The following is a 17,994-nucleotide window of genomic DNA, read 5'->3' on the forward strand; positions in this document are numbered from 1 at the left end:
GGACCCGACGAAGGTGGCACCCGTGACCGTCCCGACGAACCCCAGGGCGGTCACCCGTGCGGACGTCGCCCGCTACGCCGGGGTCAGCACCTCCGTCGTCAGCTACGTCGTGCACGACGGACCGCGCCCCGTCGCCGCCGCCACCGCCGCCCGGGTGCGCGAGGCCATCCGGGTCCTCGGCTACCGCCCGAACGCGAGCGCCCAGGCCCTGCGCACCGGCTCGTCGAAGATGCTCGGCCTGATCGTGCCCGAACTCGACAACCCGTTCTGGTCCGAGCTCGCCGTCGCCGTCACCCACGCCGCCGCTGCACGCGGCAACGACGTCCTGCTCGCCAACAGCGACGGCGACGCCGCCCAGGAACGCGAACGGCTCCGCAGCCTGTCCGCCCGCCAGGTCGACGGCATCATCGTGACGAGCATCATGACCCACCCGGACCTGTCGACCGTCACCGACCCCGGTCTGCCGATGGTCCTGCTCAACACGTTCTTCGAGGTCCCCGAGTACGCCAGCATCGGCGTCGACGCCCTGCGCGGCGCCCTCGACGGCACGCAGCACCTGGTCGAGCACGGCTACCGCTCGATCGGCCTCGTGATGGGGCACACCGGCTCGATGGAGCTCCGCGAGCAGGGCTGGATGCGCGCCCTGCGCCAGGCCGGCCTGCCCGACGGGCCCATCGTCCGCACCGACTTCACCCGGCGCGGAGGCTACGAAGCCGGCCTCCGCATGTTCGCCGACGAGACCGGCCCCCGAGCCGTCTTCGTCAGCTCCGACATGCAGGCGATCGGCGTCATGCGCGCACTGTGGGAACTCGGTCTGCGCGTCCCCGAGGACGTCGCGATCGTGTCGTTCGACGGTGCGGCCGAGGCGGACTACACGAACCCGCAGCTCACCACGGTCCGGCAGCCGATCGAGACGATGGCGGTCGCCGCGGTCGACCGCGTGCTCGGCCTCGACGCCGACAACCAGTGGCACCGCGACCTGGTCCCCGCCGAGCTGGTCCTCGGCGCGAGCTGCGGGTGCGACGTGCGTCGCTGACGCACCCACCGACGGTTTGGAGGCCAGGGGCGGGGCCGCCACGGGCCTCCTGGCCGTCAGCTGGTCGCGTTCAGGACGCCGGCTCCATGACGGCGCGGAGGCGCGCGGTCGGGATGCGCTGCTGCGCATCCACCGTCACGGCGGCGGCCTCGACCGCCTCGCCGGTCTCGGCGTCGACGAAGCGCAGGTCCGACGCCCGCTCGGACGGGCGGTGCCGGTCGGCCCAGCCGCCGAGAGCGAGCAGCACGAGCGACAGGTCGCGGCCGGCGTCGGTCAGGACGTACTCCTCGCGGGCACGTGCCCCCTCGGGCTTGTAGGTCGTGCGCTCGAGCACTCCCCCGTCGACGAGTGAGGCCAGCCGTGCGGTCAGGACCTCGCGCGGGACGCCGAGGCTCTGCTGGAACTGACTGAAGCGGGTCGAGCCGCCGACGGCGTCGCGAACGATCATGAGCGTCCACTTCTCGCCGAGGACGTCGAGGGAGCGTGCGATGGGGCAGCGCTCGTCGCCGCCGAGGATGCCGAGCATGTGTTCATCCTAGCTGGGTTCGATTTCCGGACACAACATGCTAGGTTCGGATTCCGTACTCAACTTCTCTCGTCTGGAGCACTCATGACCGACCTCACCAACGCCGTCGTCCTCGTCACCGGAGCGAACGGCGGCCTCGGCGCCGAGTTCGTCCGCCAGGCCCTGGAGCGTGGCGCCACCAAGGTCTACGCGACCGCCCGCAACCCGCGCACCTGGGACGACGAGCGCATCGTCCCGCTCGGCCTCGACGTCACGAGCCAGGAGAGCGTCGACGCCGCGGCCCGCGCCGCAGCCGACGTGACCATCGTCGTGAACAACGCCGGGATCGCCGGCTCCGACCCGCTCGTCGACGTCTCCGTCGAGGAGGTCGAGCGCATCTTCGCCACCAACGTCTTCGGTGCACTCCGCGTCGCCAAGGCGTTCGCCCCCTCGATCGCCAACGGCGCACTGGTCGACGTCCACTCCGCCCTGAGCTGGGTCGCCCTCGCCGGCGCGTACTCGGCGTCGAAGGCCGCGTTCTGGTCGATCACGAACTCCCTGCGCCTCGAGCTCGCACCCCAGGGCACCCAGGTCGTCGGCGCCCACCTCGGCTACACCGACACCGGCATGATCGCCGATCTCGACGTCGAGAAGTCCGACCCCGCCGACATCGTCCGGTCGATCTGGGACGCGGTCGAGGCCGGCGAGCACGAGGTCCTCGCCGACCAGGTCAGCCGCGACGTCCGTGCCGGCCTGAGCGCCCCGCTCACCGCGCTCTACCCGATGCTCACCAGCGCCTGAAGGCCGTCCCCGTCGGGTCAGCCGCCCGCGCCGCGGTCGGTGATCCGACGGTTCGTCGCGGTGATGGCGGCGCGCTCGTCGTCGGACAGGCCACCGGCGTGGAGGATCCGGCTCAGCACGTCGCTCTTCCGCTCGATGTAGTCGTCGATGTCCTCGGCCTCGGTGGCTGCCCGGCGTTTCACGGCGGCGTACTCGTCGCGGAGCGCCGGGTCGGCACGCAGCACGTCGCGGACGGCCAGGTGGTTCCGCAGCGCGAGCGAACCGATCGTGACGACGTAGGTGTTCGTCGGGGTGAAACGCTCCGGAGCCCGGAACGCCTGCCTGTCCGGGACGCCGAGTTCACCGCGCGGCTCGAACCCGATCGTCGCCATCGCCGCCACCGTAGCCGGCACGTCGGCTGCGTCCACCACGACGTCGACGTCGAGCACGGGCTTCGCCGCCAGGCCCGGCACGGAGGTGCTGCCCACGTGCTCGATGCTCCGGAACGGCACGTCGGCGTCTTCGAGTGCGGCGGCGTACGCGCCATGCAGCTGCCGGAACCGCTCGGGCCAGGCCGGCCGGTACTCGACGACCTCGATCACGGGGCCGGCGTCGGCGCGAGGAGCTGGAACATGACGTGGTCGCGCCAGACCCCGTCGATCTTGATGTACTCCGGCGCGAAGCCGTAGCGGGTGAAGCCCGCCGACTCGAGCGCGCGCTGCGAGCCGACGTTCTCGGGCAGGGTCTCGGCCTGCACGCGATGGAGCCGGAGCACGTCGAACGCGTGATCGGCGGCCGCGCGGACAGCGCGGGACGCGTGACCCTGGCGCGTGCGATCGGCGCGGATCCAGTACCCCATCGCGCACGACTGCAGGGCGCCGCGCGTGACGCCGCTCAGCGTGATCCGACCGAGGATTTCCCCGTCGGTCGACTCGATGACGAACGGCACCGCGTTGCCGGCCCGCTGCGCGGCGAGGGCCTGCGTGATGACGTCCCGCTGCCCGGACTCCGTGTAGTACGACGGCGCTCGTGCCGGTTCCCACGGTCGCAGGTGGTCGGCGTTCTCGGTGATGACCGCAGCCAGGACGGCCGCGTCGTCGAGGCGGAGTGGGCGCAACCGTGTGTCCATCGCGGAGGGTGTGGGATTCGAACCCACGAGACATCTCTGCCCACCTGTTTTCAAGACAGGCTCCATCGGCCGCTCGGACAACCCTCCAGTGACGCGACCACGTGGCGAGACGTGATCGCGTCCCGGGAAGTCTACCCGGGCCTCCAGGCTGGGGTGCGCGCGAGCGCGGACTAACGGGGCAGGGAGTCGAGCGCCGCTGCCAGGCCGTCGTCGGTGATGCCGCCGGTGAGCTCGTTGCCGGCGTCGACGACGTCGTCGGGAGCCTGGCCCATGACGACGCCGCGACCGGAGGTCGAGGCCCAGCGGAGCATGTCGATGTCGTTGCGGCCGTCACCCGCAGCGAAGACTCGGGACCGCGGGATGTCGAGCCACTCGCGCACGCGCTCCATCGCGGTGGCCTTCGTCACGCCCTCGGGAGCGATGTCGAGCCACGACGTCCAGCCGACGGAGTACGAGACCTTGTGCAGGCCCATCTGCTCGACGATCTGCAGGAAGTCCTCGGTGTCGTGGCCGGGCGAGATGACGACGACGCGGGTGGCCTCGACGCCGAGCAGCTGCTCGAACGGCACGTGCTCGCCCTCGACGGTCATGGTGTCGTCGGGGAAGTTGCCGGACAGCAGGAAGTGACCGGTCTCGTCCTCGACGCCGAACGCCGCGTTCTCGAGCGCGCCGTGGATGGTCTGCAGCACCTCGGACGGGTCGAACCGCTCGACGTGTTCGCGCACGTAGGAGCCGTCGGCGCGGCGGGCCAGGATGAGCGCACCGTTCGCGCACACCAGGTACTTCGGCCGGATGCCGAGGGTCTCGAGCAGGGGCACGGTCATGCCCTCGCTGCGGCCGGTCGAGAGCATGACCTCGTGGCCGGCGGCCTCGGCGTCACGGACGGCGGCGACGACTGCCTCGGTGATGACACCGTCCTCACGCATGGTGGTGCCGTCGATGTCGAGCGCGACCAGCCAGCGCTTGGTGCGGGCGGGCGCGTCGCTGCCCGCGCCCTGCGAGGTGCCGTCCACGAACCGTCCCTGGGTGCTCATCGGGGCTCGATCACCTCGACGCCACCGAGGTAGGGGCGCAGGACCTCGGGCACGACGACGGAACCGTCGGCCTGCTGGTGCGTCTCGAGGATCGCGACGATCCAGCGGGTGGTGGCGAGGGTGCCGTTCAGGGTGGCGACCGGAGCGGTCTTGCCGCTCTCGGTGCGGTACCGGATGTCGAGACGGCGGGCCTGGAACGTCGTGCAGTTCGACGTCGAGGTGAGCTCGCGGAACGTGCCCTGGGTCGGGACCCACGCCTCGATGTCGTACTTCTTCGCCGCGCTCGTGCCGAGGTCGCCGGCGGCGACGTCGATCACGCGGTAGTGGAGCCCGAGGTCCTGGAGCATCTGCTCCTGGTGGGAGACGAGGCGCTCGTGCTCGGCCTCCGCCTGGTCCGGGTGGACGTAGGCGAACATCTCGAGCTTGTTGAACTGGTGCACGCGGAGGATGCCGCGGTTGTCCTTGCCCGCCGAACCGGCCTCGCGGCGGTAGCAGGTCGACCAGCCGGCGTAGCGGTGTGCCTGTCCTTCCTCGAGCGGCAGGATCTCGTCGGCGTGGAACCCGGCGAGGGCGACCTCGCTCGTGCCGGTCAGGTACAGGTCGTCGGCTTCGAGCCGGTAGACCTCGGCCGCGTGCTCGCCGAGGAACCCGGTGCCGGCCATCGTCTCGGGGCGGACGAGCGTCGGGGTGATGAGCGGCTCGAAGCCGGCGGCGATCGCACGGTCGAGGCCGAGCGACATCAGCGCGATCTCGAGCCGGGCGCCCATGCCGCGCAGGAAGTAGAAGCGCGAGCCGGAGACCTTCACGCCACGCGGGATGTCGATGATGCCGAGGTGCTCGCCGAGGTCGGCGTGGTCCTTCGGCTCGAAGTCGAACTCGGGCTTGGTGCCGACGGTGCGGAGCGTGACGAAGTCGTCCTCGCCGCCCTCGGGCACCCCGGGGAGCACGACGTTCGGGATGCCGCGGACGACGGTGTTGAAGGTGTCCTCGGCCGCGGTGACGGTGGCCTGCGCCTCCTTCACCTTCGCGGCGAGGGCCTGGGCCTGCTGCACGAGCGCGGCCTTCTCGTCCTTCGGGGCCTTGGCGACGGTCTTGCCGAACGCGTTCTGCTCGGCGCGGAGCGACTCGAACGACGTGATCGCACTGCGACGGGCGGAATCGGCGGCGACGGCTTCGTCGACGACGGCCACGGAGGCACCACGCGCCTGCTGTGAAGCCTTGATGACGTCCGGGTTGTCGCGAAGCAGCTGTGGATCGATCACCGCCCCATCCTAGACGGGGGCAACCGCACGCAGCCTCGATCGGTAGCGTGGACGTATGTCGACCCCTTCGGAGACCGCGCCCGCGGACCAGGACGCCCTCCCCACCGAGCAGCGGACGGCCGCGGTGGTCTACAACCCGGTCAAGGTCCACCTGCCGACCCTCAAGCGCACGGTCGCGGAACACCAGCAGCAGGCCGGCTGGGCCGAGACCCTGTGGTTCGAGACCTCGGAGGAAGACCCGGGCGGCGGCATGGCCCGCGCGGCGATCGAGGCCGGTGCCGACGTCGTCGCGGCGGCCGGCGGTGACGGCACGGTCCGTGCGGTCGCCGAGGTCGTGCACGAGTCCGGTTCGACCCTCGCGCTACTGCCGAGCGGCACCGGCAACCTGCTCGCGCGCAACATGAAGCTCCCCCTCGACGACCTGGCCGCGAGCGTCCGGACGATCTTCCACGGCGACGACCGCAAGATCGACTTCGGCATGCTCAAGGTCGAGCGCCCCGGCGGTGAGCGCGAACGCTTCGGCTTCCTGGTGATGGCGGGCCTCGGGCTCGACGCCCGGATGCTCGTGAACACCCGCCCCGAGCTGAAGAAGAAGGTCGGCTGGCTCGCCTACGTCGACTCGCTGTTCCGCTCGGTGCGCGACGCGAACGCGTTCGAGTTCCGCTACCAGCTCGACGACGACGGCAATCACTCGCTCCGGGCGCACTCGCTCATCGTCGGCAACTGCGGGATGCTCCAGGCCGGCGCGATCCTGCTGCCCGACGCCGAGATCGACGACGGGGTGTTCGACATCGCCGTGATGCGTCCCCGCGGGTTCTTCGGCTGGGTGCGGATCGGTGCCCGGGTGTTCTGGGAGAACGGGATCCTGCGGGCGTTCCGCCGGTCGAACCTGGGCAAGACCGCCGTCGGCAAGAAGATCGTGTCGCGTTCACGCGAGGAACGACCCCTGCGCTACCTGCGCGGACAGGAGTTCACGGCGCGGCTCGAGCGGCCCGATGAGTTCGAGATCGACGGCGACCCGGTGGGCGAGGTCATCGCCTTCCGTTCGCGCATCGACCCGATGGGGCTCTCCGTGCGTGTGCCGGACCCGGCGGACGACCGCCACGGCTCGCGCCAGGTGCCCTGAGCCGACCCGGTCGCTGGCTCCGTCGCTCTGTCGCTCCGTCGCTCCGTCGCTCCGTCGCTCCGTGCGAGGTTCCGTCGTCCGTGCGAGGGCCGCGGGCTCTCACCGACTACGGAACCTCGCACCACACGGCATCACGGCACCGCGGAGCGCCGCGGAGCGCCGCGGAGCGCCGAGCTACCGCGCCCCGGGCTCGCCCGACACGATCGCGCGCAACCAGTCCCGCGCCTCGACGAACGCGGCGTCCGAGTAGCGGGCGGGCACCTCGGGGCGGGCACCGTCGGCACGCGGGTACGACCCGAGGAACGTCACGCGCGGGCTGAACCGACGCAGGCCGAGCAGCGCGTCCGCGACCCGCTCGTCGCGCACGTGCCCGTCGAGGTCGATGACGAACCGGTAGCGGCCGAGCTCGTCACCGATCGGGCGTGACGACAGCAGCCCCATGTTGATGCCCCGCGTCGCGAACTGCTCGAGCATGTCGACCAGGGCGCCGGGGTGGTCGGCGGGCAGCTCGACGATGACGCTGGTCTTGTCGGCGCCGGTCGGCTCGGGCAGGGCGAGGGTCTTCGACACGAGCACGAACCGGGTGACCGCCGAGGCGTTGTCCCCGATGGACGACGCGAGCACGACGACGTCGTGGTGGTCCGTGATGCCGGGCGGCGCGACGGCGGCGTCGGCGGTGGGGTTCGCCTCGAGCAGGGCGAGGGCCGCGGCGACGTTCGACGACGCCGGGATGTGGCCGTGGCCGGGCAGGTTCGCCTCGAGCCAGTTGTGCGTCTGCGCGTAGGCGACCGGGTGTGCGTTCACGGTGCGGACGTCGGCCATCGTCGTGCCGGGCCGGGCGACGAGCACGAAGTCGACGGGGACCAGGTACTCCCCCACGATCCGCACGCCGGGGATCCGGGCCAGGGCGTCCTGCGTGGCGCTGACCCCGCCGTCGACGCTGTTCTCGATCGCGATGACGGCCCCGATCGACCGGCCGGACATGACGTCGTCCAGGGCCTCACCGACGTTGTTGACGCTCCGCCAGGGCTTGCCGGCGGCGGCCTCAACGAGCTTCAGGGCCGCCTCGGTGAACGTGCCGGCGGGTCCGAGGTAGGAGTACGTGTCGGACGGCGCGGCGGGGTCGGTCATGCGGCGAGCCTATTGCAGGGACGGACTCCGTATGGGCGCAAGAAGCGCCCGTGCGGAGTCGCCAGGACTCCATCCGGAGTAGGCCTCAGTCCGTCGCCGCGCCCGTCAGCCGCTGCTCGCAGATCGCGGCGTCGTCATCCTCGCGCGGGTAGGTCAGCGCCGCGAAACGCCCCTCGGGGTCGAGCCGCGTCAGGAGCGACGCCGCGATGCCGTCGAGCTGCGCGACCTGCTCGTCGGAGAGCGCGTCGATGACCACCCGGCGGGCGGTGCGGACGTGGTCCGGAGCTGCCTCGACGATGGTGGCGTACCCGGCGTCGGTCAGGCGGACGTCGGTGGCGCGGCGGTCGGAGGTCGACGGGCACCGGGTGACGAGCCCGCGCTTCTCGAGGCGGGACACCACGTGCGACAGCCGCGGCAACGAGGCGTTCGTGGCCGAGGCGAGCGCCGACATCCGCAGGGTCCGGCTGTCGGTCTCGGAGAGCATCGCGATGACCATGTAGTCGAAGTGCGTCAGGTCGGCGTCGCGCTGCAGCTGCTGGTCGAGCGCCGCCGGCAGGAGCTCCATGACCGCGACGAGCTTCATCCACGCGCGCAGCTGCTCGCGGGTGAGCCACGGGGTCTCGTCGGTCATGACCTGATCATACCGAAAGGTTGTCCCTTTAACCAGTGCTGCGCACGGCGGACGAACCAGACGAACCAGACGAACCAGACGAACCGCCAGCGCGACGCGACCGCACCACTCCGACCGCGAGCACCACCACCACGACGACGAGCAGCGCCCCCTCGACGAGCAGCAGCCGTGTGCCGTAGTCGAACGGCAGCACGGTGGGGTTCTTCTGCCCGTGGTCCTTCGCGGCGATCTCCGGCAGGACCACCAGGGCGAGCACGCTGCCGAGCACGATCGCCGCCTGCACGACGACGAGCACCCAGGCCCGCAGCGAGCGTCCGGCCCGACGCAGCAGCAACCCGGCACCGACCACGAACGGGGACAGGACCGCGTCGTGCAGCACCACCGCCGCGAGCAGCCACACCCCGAGCCCGCCGATGCGGTTCGGCTTGACGGACGTCACGAGCACGTACGCCCCGAACGCGATGACCAGCACGCCGATCACCACGAGCACGATCCGCGCGGCCCTCACCGGAGCACCTCGATCTTCTCGATCCACTTGGTCTGCAGCACACCGGGCCGCCCGGGAGCGATGATCCGCGCCGGGAACCCGTGGTCCAGGTCGAGCGTCGCACCGTTCAGCTCGAGGGCGATGAGCGTCGTCGGGTCCTCGGCGTACTCCGGTCCCATGTCCATGATCCGGTAGCCGCCGTGCCGTTCCAGGCTCGTCACCCGCACGTGCGACCCCTGCGGCGCCTGCACGGCGTCGAGCAGGTCGCGCATCCGCACGCCCTTCCAGGTCGCCATCTGGCTCCACCCCTCGACGCACGAGATCGGCAGGTCGACCTGCGCGGTGCCGAGCGCGACGAGTTCCGCCCGGACGAACGTCCGGCTCACGTCGTGGCCGACGACGGTGAGCGTCCAGTCGGCGGCGGTCGCGCTGGCGAGCACACCGGCCGCACGCGCGGTCCGGTTCACCGGCAGTCCGTTCGCGCCGATGCCGCGGCCGCGGGCGCCGAAGACGTTGAACGGTTCCGCGAGCTTCGAGGACTGCCCTGCCGTGAGCGCGACGACACCGACGGTCGCCGCCGTCACGCCGGCGAAGAACCCGCGTCGGGCGATGCGCTGGCGTCGTCCGGTGGCTGCGTCCGGCGTCGGCCTGGAGGCCCGGCTCGGCTCCCCCACGTCGGCCGTCGGCTGGCCGGGACTCGGCTCCTCGGACACCTCACGGGTCTCCGGCGCCGTGTCCGGTCCGGAGGGCCGGGACTCGACGCCGGCGGGGGCGGGGGCGTCGTCGACGCCGTCGATCCAGCGGAACACGCGGCCCAGCAGACCCGGGGCGGTGGGCCGGGCGGTCTCGGCACCCGCAGCGTGCGGGGCGGACGCGGGATGAGCCTCCAGGCCGGGTGGGAGCAGTTCACTGCCGGACGCGGGGTCCGCGATGAACCGGCCGTGCGCGTCGTAGGAGTCGCGCTTCCGCCAGTAGCGGGCGATGACCGGCAGCTTGGCGGCGATGTGGATGGCCAGCGACCCGATGATCACGTAGGCCAGGGCGTTGTGCACCTGGCGGAACGGGAACGGCCACGGGTACCACTGGTACGTGTTGAGCAGGCCGGTGACGACCTGGATGATCGACGCGGACACGAGCACCGCGATCGACAGCCGCTCGAGCAGGTGCAGCACGCCGCGCACCGGGGGCACCTGCACCAGGGCGGGCATGACGGTGTTGAGCTTGGCGAGCAGCAGCGGGATGATCGCGATCCCGGTCGTGATGTGCAGGCCCTGCGTGAACTGGTACAGCTGCGTCGGACGGGTCGGGAACCGCATCCAGCCGAGCGGTTCCTGCAGCAGGTGGCTGTAGATCCCGGTGCCGAAGCAGATCAGGAACGCGATGCCGAGCAGACGCCCGAGCACCACCGCCGAGCGGGCGTTGCGGTTGGGGGACGCCAGAGCTGCTCGTCCGTCGTGCAGCAGGCGCTGGAGGCCGGATAGCCTCGACGGACCATGAGCGACCGACTGCGTGCCTTCCGACCGTCCCTGGCCGACGGCACCGCCGTCCGGATCGGCGCGGTGCTGGCCGTCGTGGGAGTACTCGCCCTGTCGGGCGTCATCGCCGTCGGCGTCACGCATCTGGGGTTCCTCCGATCGGGCCATCGTTCTGCATTCGTTGCGTGGACACTGATCGCTTGGACCGTCTTCGTGATCGCCGTGCTCGCGGTGCGTTTCGTGCCCGTCCGGTGGATGACCACCATGGTCATCGGCGGAGCGGTGGTGATCGGCATCGCCGCGCTGGTCGGACCGCCGAACACGAGCACCGACTCCGCCCGGTACGCGTGGGACGGCATCGTCCAGCATGCCGGTGTCTCACCGTACGCGCACACCCCCCAGTCCGCGGCACTGTCCGGTCTCCGACCCGGCTGGTTGTTCCCCGACAAGGTCGACGGCACGTGCGATCCGCTGAAGCCCCGGTTCCGCGGGCTCGGCGACGGCGCGGACGGGCACTGCACCGCGATCAACCGGCCGGACGTCACGACGATCTACCCGCCGATGGCGCAGCTGTGGTTCGCCGCGGTGCGGTTCTTCGTGCCGGCGACCGCGCAGTACCTGCCGTTCCAGGTCGCCGGGCTGCTCGTGTCGCTCGGTGTGACCGTCGGGCTCGTCCTGGTGCTCCGCCGGATCGGCCGTCCGACCTGGTGGGCGGCGCTCTGGGCCTGGTCGCCGCTCGTCGCCTCCGAGGCGGTCACCAACTCGCACGTCGACGTCGTCGGCGCCGCCCTCGCCACGGCCGGTGTCGTGCTCGTCGCCTTCGGCCGGCCGATCTGGGGCGGCATCGCGCTCGGGGCTGCGACCGCGACGAAGCTCATCCCGGCGATCGTGTACCCGCCGTTGCTCGGCCGCGGTCGGGCCTGGTGGGCGATCCCGATCGGCATCGCGGTGTTCGGGCTGCTCTACGTGCCCTACGTGCTGACGACCGGGCTCGACGTGCTCGGGTACCTGCCCGGCTACCTGAACGAGGAGGGCTACGAGGACGGCTCCCGGTTCGCGCTGGTGTCGCTCGTGGTCAAGGGCGACGCTGCGACCCTGGTGGTGGGGCTCCTGGTGCTGCTGGCGGCGTTCGTGGCGTGGCGGTTGTCCGACCCGGCGCGGCCGTGGTCGGGCGAGGTCCTGATGATCGGCGTGACGTTCCTCGCCGTCACGCCGCGCTACCCCTGGTACGCGCTGCTGCTCATCCCGTTCGTGGTGCTGTCCGGGCGGTGGGAGTGGTTGTCGATCGGCCTCGCCATCGCGCTGCGCGGGGTGTGGCCGTCGGCGGACGCCTACCGGTGGTGGTTGCTCGCGGCCGTGGTGGTCATCGTGGTCGTCACGCTCCTGCGCACGGAGCGGTCGGAGTGGCGACGGTGGTGGGAGCGGCTGTCGTTCCGGCGCGTGGAACACGTACGCTGACGACCATGGCACCCGCGATCCTGCTCGGTACGACCGGCTCCGTGGACCCGGCTCCCGCCGGGCTCGTCGACCGCTTCGGGCGTCGCGCCGTCGACCTCCGGGTGTCGCTGACCGAGCGCTGCAACCTGCGCTGCACCTACTGCATGCCCGCGGCCGGGCTGCCGTTCGCCCCCGACGAGGCCCTGATGACGGCGACCGAGATCGAGCGGCTGGTCCGGATCGGCTCGTCGCGGTTCGGCGTCCGCAAGGTCCGGTTCACCGGCGGGGAGCCGATGCTCCGGCACGACCTGGTCGACGTGATCGCCCGGTGCGCCGCGCTGCCCGACGCACCGGAGCTGTCGCTCACCACGAACGCGATCGGCCTCGCCCACCGCGCCCAGGGCCTGTACGACGCCGGGCTGCGGCGCGTGAACGTGTCGCTCGACACCGTCGACCCCGACGTCTTCACCACCGTGACCCGCCGCCCGTTCCTCGACAAGGTGATCGCCGGACTGTCGGCCGCGCACGACGCCGGACTCGACATCAAGGTGAACGCGGTGCTGCTGCGCGGGATCAACGACGAGGCCGCCCCGGAGCTCCTCCGCTGGTGCCTGGAGCGTGGCTACGAGCTGCGGTTCATCGAGCAGATGCCCCTGGACCCCGACCACGCCTGGGACCGCACCTCGATGATCACCGCCGCCGAGATCCGCGCGCTGCTGGCGACGTCGTTCGTGCTCACCCCGGACGACGCCCCGCGCGACGGTGCCCCGGCGGAGCGGTACCGCGTGCACGACTCCGTGACCGGCGAGCCCCTCGGCACCGTCGGCATCATCGCGAGCATCACCGAGTCGTTCTGCGCCGACTGCACCCGCACCCGGCTGACCGCCGACGGGCACGTGCGCAGCTGCCTGTTCTCCGACGAGGAGACCGACGTGCTCGGGCCGATGCGCTCCGGGGCGGACGACGACCAGGTCGCCGAGCTCTGGCGGCTCGCGATGTGGGCGAAGCCGCGCGACCACGGTGACGACAGCGACGAGCTCGTGCACCCGACGCGTGGCATGAGTGCGATCGGCGGCTGAGGCTTGACCACGATCCGGTTCTTCGCCGCTGCCCGCGCTGCCGTGGGCGTCGACTCCCTGACCACGACGGACCCCACCATCGAGGCCGCCCTCGGCGCGATCGACGCGGCCGACGTCGCGGACCCTGCGCGCTGGAGTGCGTTGCAGGAGCGCTGCTCGTACCTGGTCGACGGCGTGACCACGCGTGACCGGGCGACCTCGCTCGACGGTGTCGAGGTCGTCGACGTCATGCCGCCCTTCGCCGGCGGCTGAGTTCGGCGGCTGAGCGGTACGCCCGTTCCTTCCCAGAACGCGCGCGATACCTGGTGCTTTCGGGCATACCTGGTGCGAACTTCCGACCAGGTACGCCCGATTCGACCAGGTACGCCCGGAACGACCCGGTACGCCCGACTCGACCCCGTGCCCGCGCACCCCGCACCCGTTCCTTCCCAGAACGCCCGCGATACCTGGCGTCTCCGGGCGTACCGTGTCGGAACTTTCGACCAGGTACGCCCGATTCGACCAGGTACGCCCGGAACGACCGGGTACGCCCGACTCGACCCCGTGCCCGCGCCCGCGCCCGCGCACCCCGCGCCCGTTCCTTCCCAGAACGCGCGCGATACCTGGTGCTTCCGGGCATACCGTGTCGGAACTTCCGACCAGGTAAGCCCGATTCGACCAGGTACGCCCGGAACGACCCGCCCGCGCCCGACCCCGCCCCGCCCTACGGCGAGACGGACAGCACGATGAACGCGGCGAAGATCACCAGGTGCACCCCACCCTGCAGCCGAGTGGCACGACCGGGCAGCACGGTGAGCACCGCCGCGACGATCGTCAGCGCGAGCAACACGATCTGCGACGGCCCGAGCCCGAGCAGCAGCGTCCCCGGCATGAACAGCGAGGCGACCGCGATCGAGGGGATCGTCAGACCGATCGACGCCATCGCGGAACCCATCGCCAGGTTCAGGCTCGTCTGGATCCGGTTCCGTGCGGCGGCCTTCGACGCGGCGATGCCCTCCGGCAGCAGGATGAGCAGCGCGATCACGACACCGACGAACGACGGCGGGAACCCGACGGCGGCGACCCCGGCCTCGATCGCGGGCGACTCCACCTTGGCGAGCCCGACCACGGCGACGAGCGCGACGACGAGCAGCCCGAGCGACACCATCGTGGTGCGTCCGGACGGGCGGGCGGCGTGGGCGTCCTCGGACTCGACGAGCACCCCGCCGGCACGGTTGACCGGCAGGAAGAAGTCGCGGTGCGCCACGGTCTGCGTGACGACGAACAGCCCGTAGAGCACCAGTGACGCGATCGCGACGAACACCAGCTGCGTCCCCGTGAAGGAGGCGTCGTCGGTGCCGGTGGTGAACGTCGGCAGCACCAGGGTCAGCACGGCGAGCGCGGCCACCGTCATGGTCGCGGCGCTCGCGCCCTCCTGGTTGAAGCGCACGGTGTTGTGCCGCAGGGTCCCGATCAGGATCGCGAGGCCGACCAGCCCGTTCATCGTGATCATCACCGCCGAGAACACCGTGTCGCGCGCCAGGGTCTCGGCCTGCGCACCGCCCGAGCTCGACAGCGAGATGATGAGCGCGACCTCGATGATCGTCACGGCGACGGCCAGCACGAGCGAGCCGAAGGGTTCCCCGACCCGGTGTGCGACGACCTCGGCGTGGTGGACGGCCGCCAGGACCGTGACCGCGAGCACGACGGCGACGACGACCACCACGGCGGTGCCGAGCCCGTAGCGGCCGTACGAGAACGCGAGCACGACGGCCGCCAGGATCGGCGTGGCCACGGGCCACACCTTGGGGAGCCAGGAGGTCATCCGACCATTGTCTCAACCGCGGGGCGCGTAGACCGCCACTTCGGCTGCGGGGACGTCGATGCACACCGCGTCGCCGGGGGCGATCCCGAGCGCGGTCAGCCGCGCGAGCGTCAGGTCCGCCACCAGGTCACCGGCCCGCACCCGCACCAGTCCGTCGCGCGGCTCGAGCGACGAGACGGTGCGCGCGGCTCCGGCACCGTTCCGCGTCAGCACGGCGGCCGTCGGGTGGAAGGCAGCCAGGGCGGGCCGGCCGGGAGGCACGGCGTGCGTCCCGGACGCCAGCTCACCCCCGCCGTCGATCGCGATCCCACCCCCGGTGGCGGTCCCGCGCACCAGCGCGAGTCCGGAGAACGTCGCGGCGAACGCACTCGTCGGACGACCGAGCACGGCCGCGGGGGTGCCCTGCTCGACCACCCGGCCGCCCTCGAGCACGACGACGCGGTCGGCCAGGGCGACGACCTCGACCGGGTCGTGGGTGACGAGCACCGCGGGCCGGCCGGCGACGGCGGTCCGGAGTGCCGCGCGGACCTCGTCCTGCGCGCCGACGTCGAGCGCCGAGGTCGGTTCGTCGAGCAGCAGCACCGCCGGGTCGGTGGCGAGCGCCCGGGCGATCGCGACACGCTGCGCCTGACCCCCCGAGAGAGTCCCGGGGTCACGGGTGGCCAGGTCGGCGACCCCGACGGCGTCTAGCGCATCGCGGGCGAGCTGCCGGGCCGCGGCGCGACCGGCTCCGGCGGCTCGGGGCCCGAAGGCGACGTTCCCGACGACGTCGAGGAACGGGAACAGATCGGGCCGCTGTGCGACGAGTCCGGTCCGACGGCGGTGCGCGGGCAGGGTGTGCCGTGGACTCGAGGCACGGACCCCGTCGAGTTCGATGAGGCCAGAGTCGATCGGCAGCAGCCCGGCCAGGGCCTCGAGCACCGTCGACTTGCCCGCGCCGTTCGGCCCGATGACCGCCAGGCACTCCCCCGCCCGGACCTCGATCGCGACGTCGACGTCCCGCGGCTCGACGACGACGTGCGCCCGGACTCCCATCGCACCCTCGGCCGTCATGCCAGGGCTCCGCGGGTCCGGAACGACGAGGCCCCGATGACGACGACGGCCACCACGACGAGCACGACCGCCAGCGCCACCGCGGTGTCCGGGTCGACCTCGCGCTGCAGGTAGACCTCGAGCGGCAGGGTCCGCGTGACCCCCTGCAGGCTGCCGGCGAAGGTCAGGGTGGCCCCGAACTCGCCGAGCGCCCGGGCGAAGCACAGCACGAGCCCGGACACGATCCCCGGCAGGACCCGCGGCGTCGTGACGGTCAGGAACGTCCGGGTCGGCCCGGCGCCCAGCGTCGCGGCGACCCGCTCGTACCGGTCACCCTCGACGCGGAGCGCCCCCTCGACCGAGGACACCAGGAACGGCATCGCGACGAAGGTCTGCGCGATGACCACCGCCGTCGTGGTGAACGCGATGTGCAGGCCGTGGTCGTCGAGGAACGCCCCGACCACCCCGAGCCGACCGAAGGCCGCGAGCAGGGCGAGACCACCGACCACCGGCGGCAGCACGAGCGGCAGGAGCACGACGGCCCGGGCGACGCCGACCCAGCGCGACCGCGACCGCGCGAACAGCACGGCGAGCGGGTACCCGAGGACGAACGCGACGCCCGTGGCCGCGAGCGCCGTGCCGAGGCTGAGCGCGAGCGCGGTCAGTGACGCGGTGGAGGTCACGAGCCCGACGAACGACGACCAGTCCACCCGGCCGAGCATCGCGAGCACCGGCACGACGACGAACAGCCCGCCGAGCACCGCGGGCAGCGGGAGCCACCACGCGACCGGCGGCCGTCCGTCAGCGCGCGGAGCCACGGGTCAGGGCTTCCCGAAGCCCGCGTCGGAGAGCACGCGCTGCCCGGCCGCGGAGCGGACGTACTCCGAGAACGCCTGCGCGAGCTCCGGGTCCTGGGATTCCCGGAGCACGCCGATCGGGTACGTGTTGACGGCCTTGCTCGATTCGTCGAACGGGACCCCGTCCACCTTGCCGCCGGCCCCCCGGACGTCCGTCACGTAGACGAGTCCGGCATCGGCCTGACCGGACTCGACCTTGCCGAGCACGTCGGTGACGGACTGCTCCTCGCTGACCGGCTCGAGGTCGACGCCCGATGCGGACTCGACCTTCGCCGTCGCGGCACCGCACGGCACCGGGGCGGCGCACGTGACGAGCTGGACACCCGGAGCCGTCAGGTCGTCGAGGCCGCCGATGCCCCGCGGGTTGCCCGGGGCGACCGCGATCTCGAGCGTGTTCGTGGCGAAGGCCCGCGGCGACCCGGTCACCAGGTCACCCGAGGTCAGCTTCGTCATGTTCGCCTGGTCCGCCGCGGCGAACACGTCGGCGGGGGCGCCGTTCTGGATCTGGGTGACGAGGTCGCTGGAGCCGGCGAACGAGAACCGGATCGAGGCGCCGGGGTGCGCGGTCTCGTACTGCTTGCCCAGGGTCGTGAAGGTCTGCTGCAGGGACGCGGCGGCGAAGACGGTGATCGAACCCGACACGTCGGCGTCCGCGCTCGACGACGGTGACGAGGACCCCGCGGGAGCGTCGGCGGTGGAACACGCCGACAGGCCGAGCGTCGCCAGGACGGCGAGGGGTACGAGCAACGAGCGGGAACGACGGGTCATCGGGGGTCCTCCTGGTGGGCGGGTGCCTCGACGGCGACCATCGTGGCCTTGACGGACGCCACCGCGACGGACCCGACCTCGAGCCCCAGGTCGCGGACGGCCTCGGCACTCATCAGGGACACCACACGGTGCGGACCGCACTGCAGTTCGACCTGCGCCATCACGGTGTCGACGACCAGGTCGGTGACGATCCCGACGAAGCGGTTGCGCGCCGAGCTCTTCACCGCGGACGCCGGGTCGGTCAGCTCCGAGCTGCGTTCCCGTGCGTAGGCGGCGACCTCGCGACCGTCGACCACGGCTCGCCCCGCGTCGTCCGTGGCACGGGTGAAGGTGCCGCCGTCGACGAGCCGACGAACGGTGTCGTCACTGATCCCGAGGAAGGCCGCAGCCTCCCGTACCCGCAGTTGCGTCATGATCAACC

20 protein-coding genes and 1 tRNA gene are annotated in these 17,994 nt (G+C 71.9%); 6 read left to right on the forward strand and 15 right to left on the reverse strand.

From position 1 onward, the window contains the following. Positions 1 to 22: 22 nt before the first annotated feature. Positions 23 to 1,036, forward strand: a complete 1,014-nt coding sequence (locus ORG17_RS13975; RefSeq protein ID WP_301565316.1) for a LacI family DNA-binding transcriptional regulator — start codon at positions 23 to 25, stop codon at positions 1,034 to 1,036. 70 nt (positions 1,037 to 1,106) lie between these two features. On the opposite strand, the gene ORG17_RS13980 is transcribed toward ORG17_RS13975, so the two are convergent. Next, complete coding sequence (locus ORG17_RS13980; protein WP_214526759.1) at positions 1,107 to 1,562, reverse strand: winged helix-turn-helix transcriptional regulator; 456 nt, start codon at positions 1,560 to 1,562, stop codon at positions 1,107 to 1,109. Positions 1,563 to 1,646: 84 nt separating this feature from the next. On the opposite strand from ORG17_RS13980, the gene ORG17_RS13985 reads away from it, so the two are divergent. Beyond that, positions 1,647 to 2,342, forward strand: a complete 696-nt coding sequence (locus tag ORG17_RS13985) for an SDR family oxidoreductase (protein WP_214526758.1) — start codon at positions 1,647 to 1,649, stop codon at positions 2,340 to 2,342. A 17-nt stretch (positions 2,343 to 2,359) separates the two neighbouring features. On the opposite strand, the gene ORG17_RS13990 is transcribed toward ORG17_RS13985, so the two are convergent. From ORG17_RS13990 to serS, 5 genes are all read right to left on the reverse strand, one after another. Beyond that, positions 2,360 to 2,923 carry a GrpB family protein gene (locus ORG17_RS13990; RefSeq protein WP_214526757.1) on the reverse strand — a complete coding sequence of 188 codons (564 nt, stop codon included), beginning with the start codon at positions 2,921 to 2,923 and terminating at the stop codon, positions 2,360 to 2,362. Continuing rightward, positions 2,920 to 3,450: a GNAT family N-acetyltransferase gene (locus tag ORG17_RS13995; RefSeq protein WP_214526756.1), complete on the reverse strand. Its 531-nt coding sequence runs from the start codon at positions 3,448 to 3,450 to the stop codon at positions 2,920 to 2,922. The genes ORG17_RS13990 and ORG17_RS13995 overlap by 4 nt, the downstream gene beginning before the upstream one ends. 2 nt (positions 3,451 to 3,452) lie before the next feature. Continuing rightward, positions 3,453 to 3,537, reverse strand: a tRNA-Ser gene (locus tag ORG17_RS14000). Positions 3,538 to 3,620: 83 nt separating this feature from the next. Continuing rightward, positions 3,621 to 4,484 carry an HAD family hydrolase gene (locus ORG17_RS14005; protein ID WP_111122920.1) on the reverse strand — a complete coding sequence of 288 codons (864 nt, stop codon included), beginning with the start codon at positions 4,482 to 4,484 and terminating at the stop codon, positions 3,621 to 3,623. Continuing rightward, positions 4,481 to 5,746 (reverse strand): serine--tRNA ligase, encoded by a 1,266-nt coding sequence (gene serS / locus ORG17_RS14010; protein WP_027466078.1) that lies wholly within the window; start codon positions 5,744 to 5,746, stop codon positions 4,481 to 4,483. Before serS ends, ORG17_RS14005 begins: the two co-directional genes overlap by 4 nt. A gap of 55 nt (positions 5,747 to 5,801) precedes the next feature. Between serS and ORG17_RS14015 the strand changes: the two genes are divergently transcribed. Continuing rightward, the gene (locus tag ORG17_RS14015) at positions 5,802 to 6,872 is read left to right on the forward strand and encodes a diacylglycerol/lipid kinase family protein (protein ID WP_083404356.1); all 1,071 of its coding nucleotides are present in this window, start codon (positions 5,802 to 5,804) and stop codon (positions 6,870 to 6,872) included. A 174-nt stretch (positions 6,873 to 7,046) separates the two neighbouring features. Here ORG17_RS14015 and pheA read toward each other — a convergent pair whose 3' ends face one another. From pheA to ORG17_RS14035, 4 genes are all read right to left on the reverse strand, one after another. Then, the gene (gene pheA / locus ORG17_RS14020; protein ID WP_214526755.1) at positions 7,047 to 8,003 is read right to left on the reverse strand and encodes a prephenate dehydratase; all 957 of its coding nucleotides are present in this window, start codon (positions 8,001 to 8,003) and stop codon (positions 7,047 to 7,049) included. An 85-nt stretch (positions 8,004 to 8,088) separates the two neighbouring features. Further along, a complete protein-coding gene (locus tag ORG17_RS14025; protein ID WP_214526754.1) occupies positions 8,089 to 8,634 on the reverse strand; it encodes a MarR family winged helix-turn-helix transcriptional regulator in 546 nt (181 codons plus the stop codon). 28 nt (positions 8,635 to 8,662) lie between these two features. Continuing rightward, positions 8,663 to 9,142 carry a hypothetical protein gene (locus ORG17_RS14030; protein WP_214526753.1) on the reverse strand — a complete coding sequence of 160 codons (480 nt, stop codon included), beginning with the start codon at positions 9,140 to 9,142 and terminating at the stop codon, positions 8,663 to 8,665. Next, positions 9,139 to 10,740, reverse strand: coding sequence for a molybdopterin-dependent oxidoreductase (locus ORG17_RS14035; RefSeq protein WP_214526752.1), 1,602 nt, complete (start codon positions 10,738 to 10,740; stop codon positions 9,139 to 9,141). The genes ORG17_RS14030 and ORG17_RS14035 overlap by 4 nt, the downstream gene beginning before the upstream one ends. A 69-nt stretch (positions 10,741 to 10,809) precedes the next feature. On the opposite strand from ORG17_RS14035, the gene ORG17_RS14040 reads away from it, so the two are divergent. The 3 genes from ORG17_RS14040 to ORG17_RS14050 are packed head-to-tail and all read left to right on the forward strand — an operon-like array spanning position 10,810 to position 13,364. Then, the gene (locus ORG17_RS14040) at positions 10,810 to 12,054 is read left to right on the forward strand and encodes a glycosyltransferase family 87 protein (RefSeq protein ID WP_214526751.1); all 1,245 of its coding nucleotides are present in this window, start codon (positions 10,810 to 10,812) and stop codon (positions 12,052 to 12,054) included. Between the two features lie 5 nt (positions 12,055 to 12,059). Next, positions 12,060 to 13,112: a GTP 3',8-cyclase MoaA gene (gene moaA, locus ORG17_RS14045; RefSeq protein WP_214526750.1), complete on the forward strand. Its 1,053-nt coding sequence runs from the start codon at positions 12,060 to 12,062 to the stop codon at positions 13,110 to 13,112. 3 nt (positions 13,113 to 13,115) lie between these two features. Beyond that, on the forward strand, positions 13,116 to 13,364 hold the full coding sequence (locus tag ORG17_RS14050) for a MoaD/ThiS family protein (protein ID WP_111057573.1): 249 nt from the start codon (positions 13,116 to 13,118) through the stop codon (positions 13,362 to 13,364). Between the two features lie 451 nt (positions 13,365 to 13,815). On the opposite strand, the gene ORG17_RS14055 is transcribed toward ORG17_RS14050, so the two are convergent. From ORG17_RS14055 to ORG17_RS14075, 5 genes are read right to left on the reverse strand one after another with little or no spacing between them, the layout of a single operon-like run. Continuing rightward, positions 13,816 to 14,916 carry a calcium:cation antiporter gene (locus ORG17_RS14055; protein WP_214526749.1) on the reverse strand — a complete coding sequence of 367 codons (1,101 nt, stop codon included), beginning with the start codon at positions 14,914 to 14,916 and terminating at the stop codon, positions 13,816 to 13,818. A 12-nt stretch (positions 14,917 to 14,928) separates the two neighbouring features. Beyond that, complete coding sequence (locus tag ORG17_RS14060) at positions 14,929 to 15,969, reverse strand: ABC transporter ATP-binding protein (RefSeq protein ID WP_250892298.1); 1,041 nt, start codon at positions 15,967 to 15,969, stop codon at positions 14,929 to 14,931. After that, a complete protein-coding gene (locus ORG17_RS14065) occupies positions 15,966 to 16,766 on the reverse strand; it encodes an ABC transporter permease (protein WP_214526748.1) in 801 nt (266 codons plus the stop codon). Before ORG17_RS14065 ends, ORG17_RS14060 begins: the two co-directional genes overlap by 4 nt. A 3-nt stretch (positions 16,767 to 16,769) precedes the next feature. Beyond that, a complete protein-coding gene (gene modA, locus ORG17_RS14070; protein ID WP_027466068.1) occupies positions 16,770 to 17,573 on the reverse strand; it encodes a molybdate ABC transporter substrate-binding protein in 804 nt (267 codons plus the stop codon). Beyond that, entirely contained in the window at positions 17,570 to 17,986 is a 417-nt protein-coding gene (locus tag ORG17_RS14075; protein ID WP_214526747.1) for a TOBE domain-containing protein, read from the reverse strand. Before ORG17_RS14075 ends, modA begins: the two co-directional genes overlap by 4 nt. Positions 17,987 to 17,994 lie beyond the last annotated feature (8 nt).

Source organism: Curtobacterium flaccumfaciens pv. betae, assembly GCF_026241855.1.
Lineage (GTDB): Bacteria > Actinomycetota > Actinomycetes > Actinomycetales > Microbacteriaceae > Curtobacterium > Curtobacterium flaccumfaciens.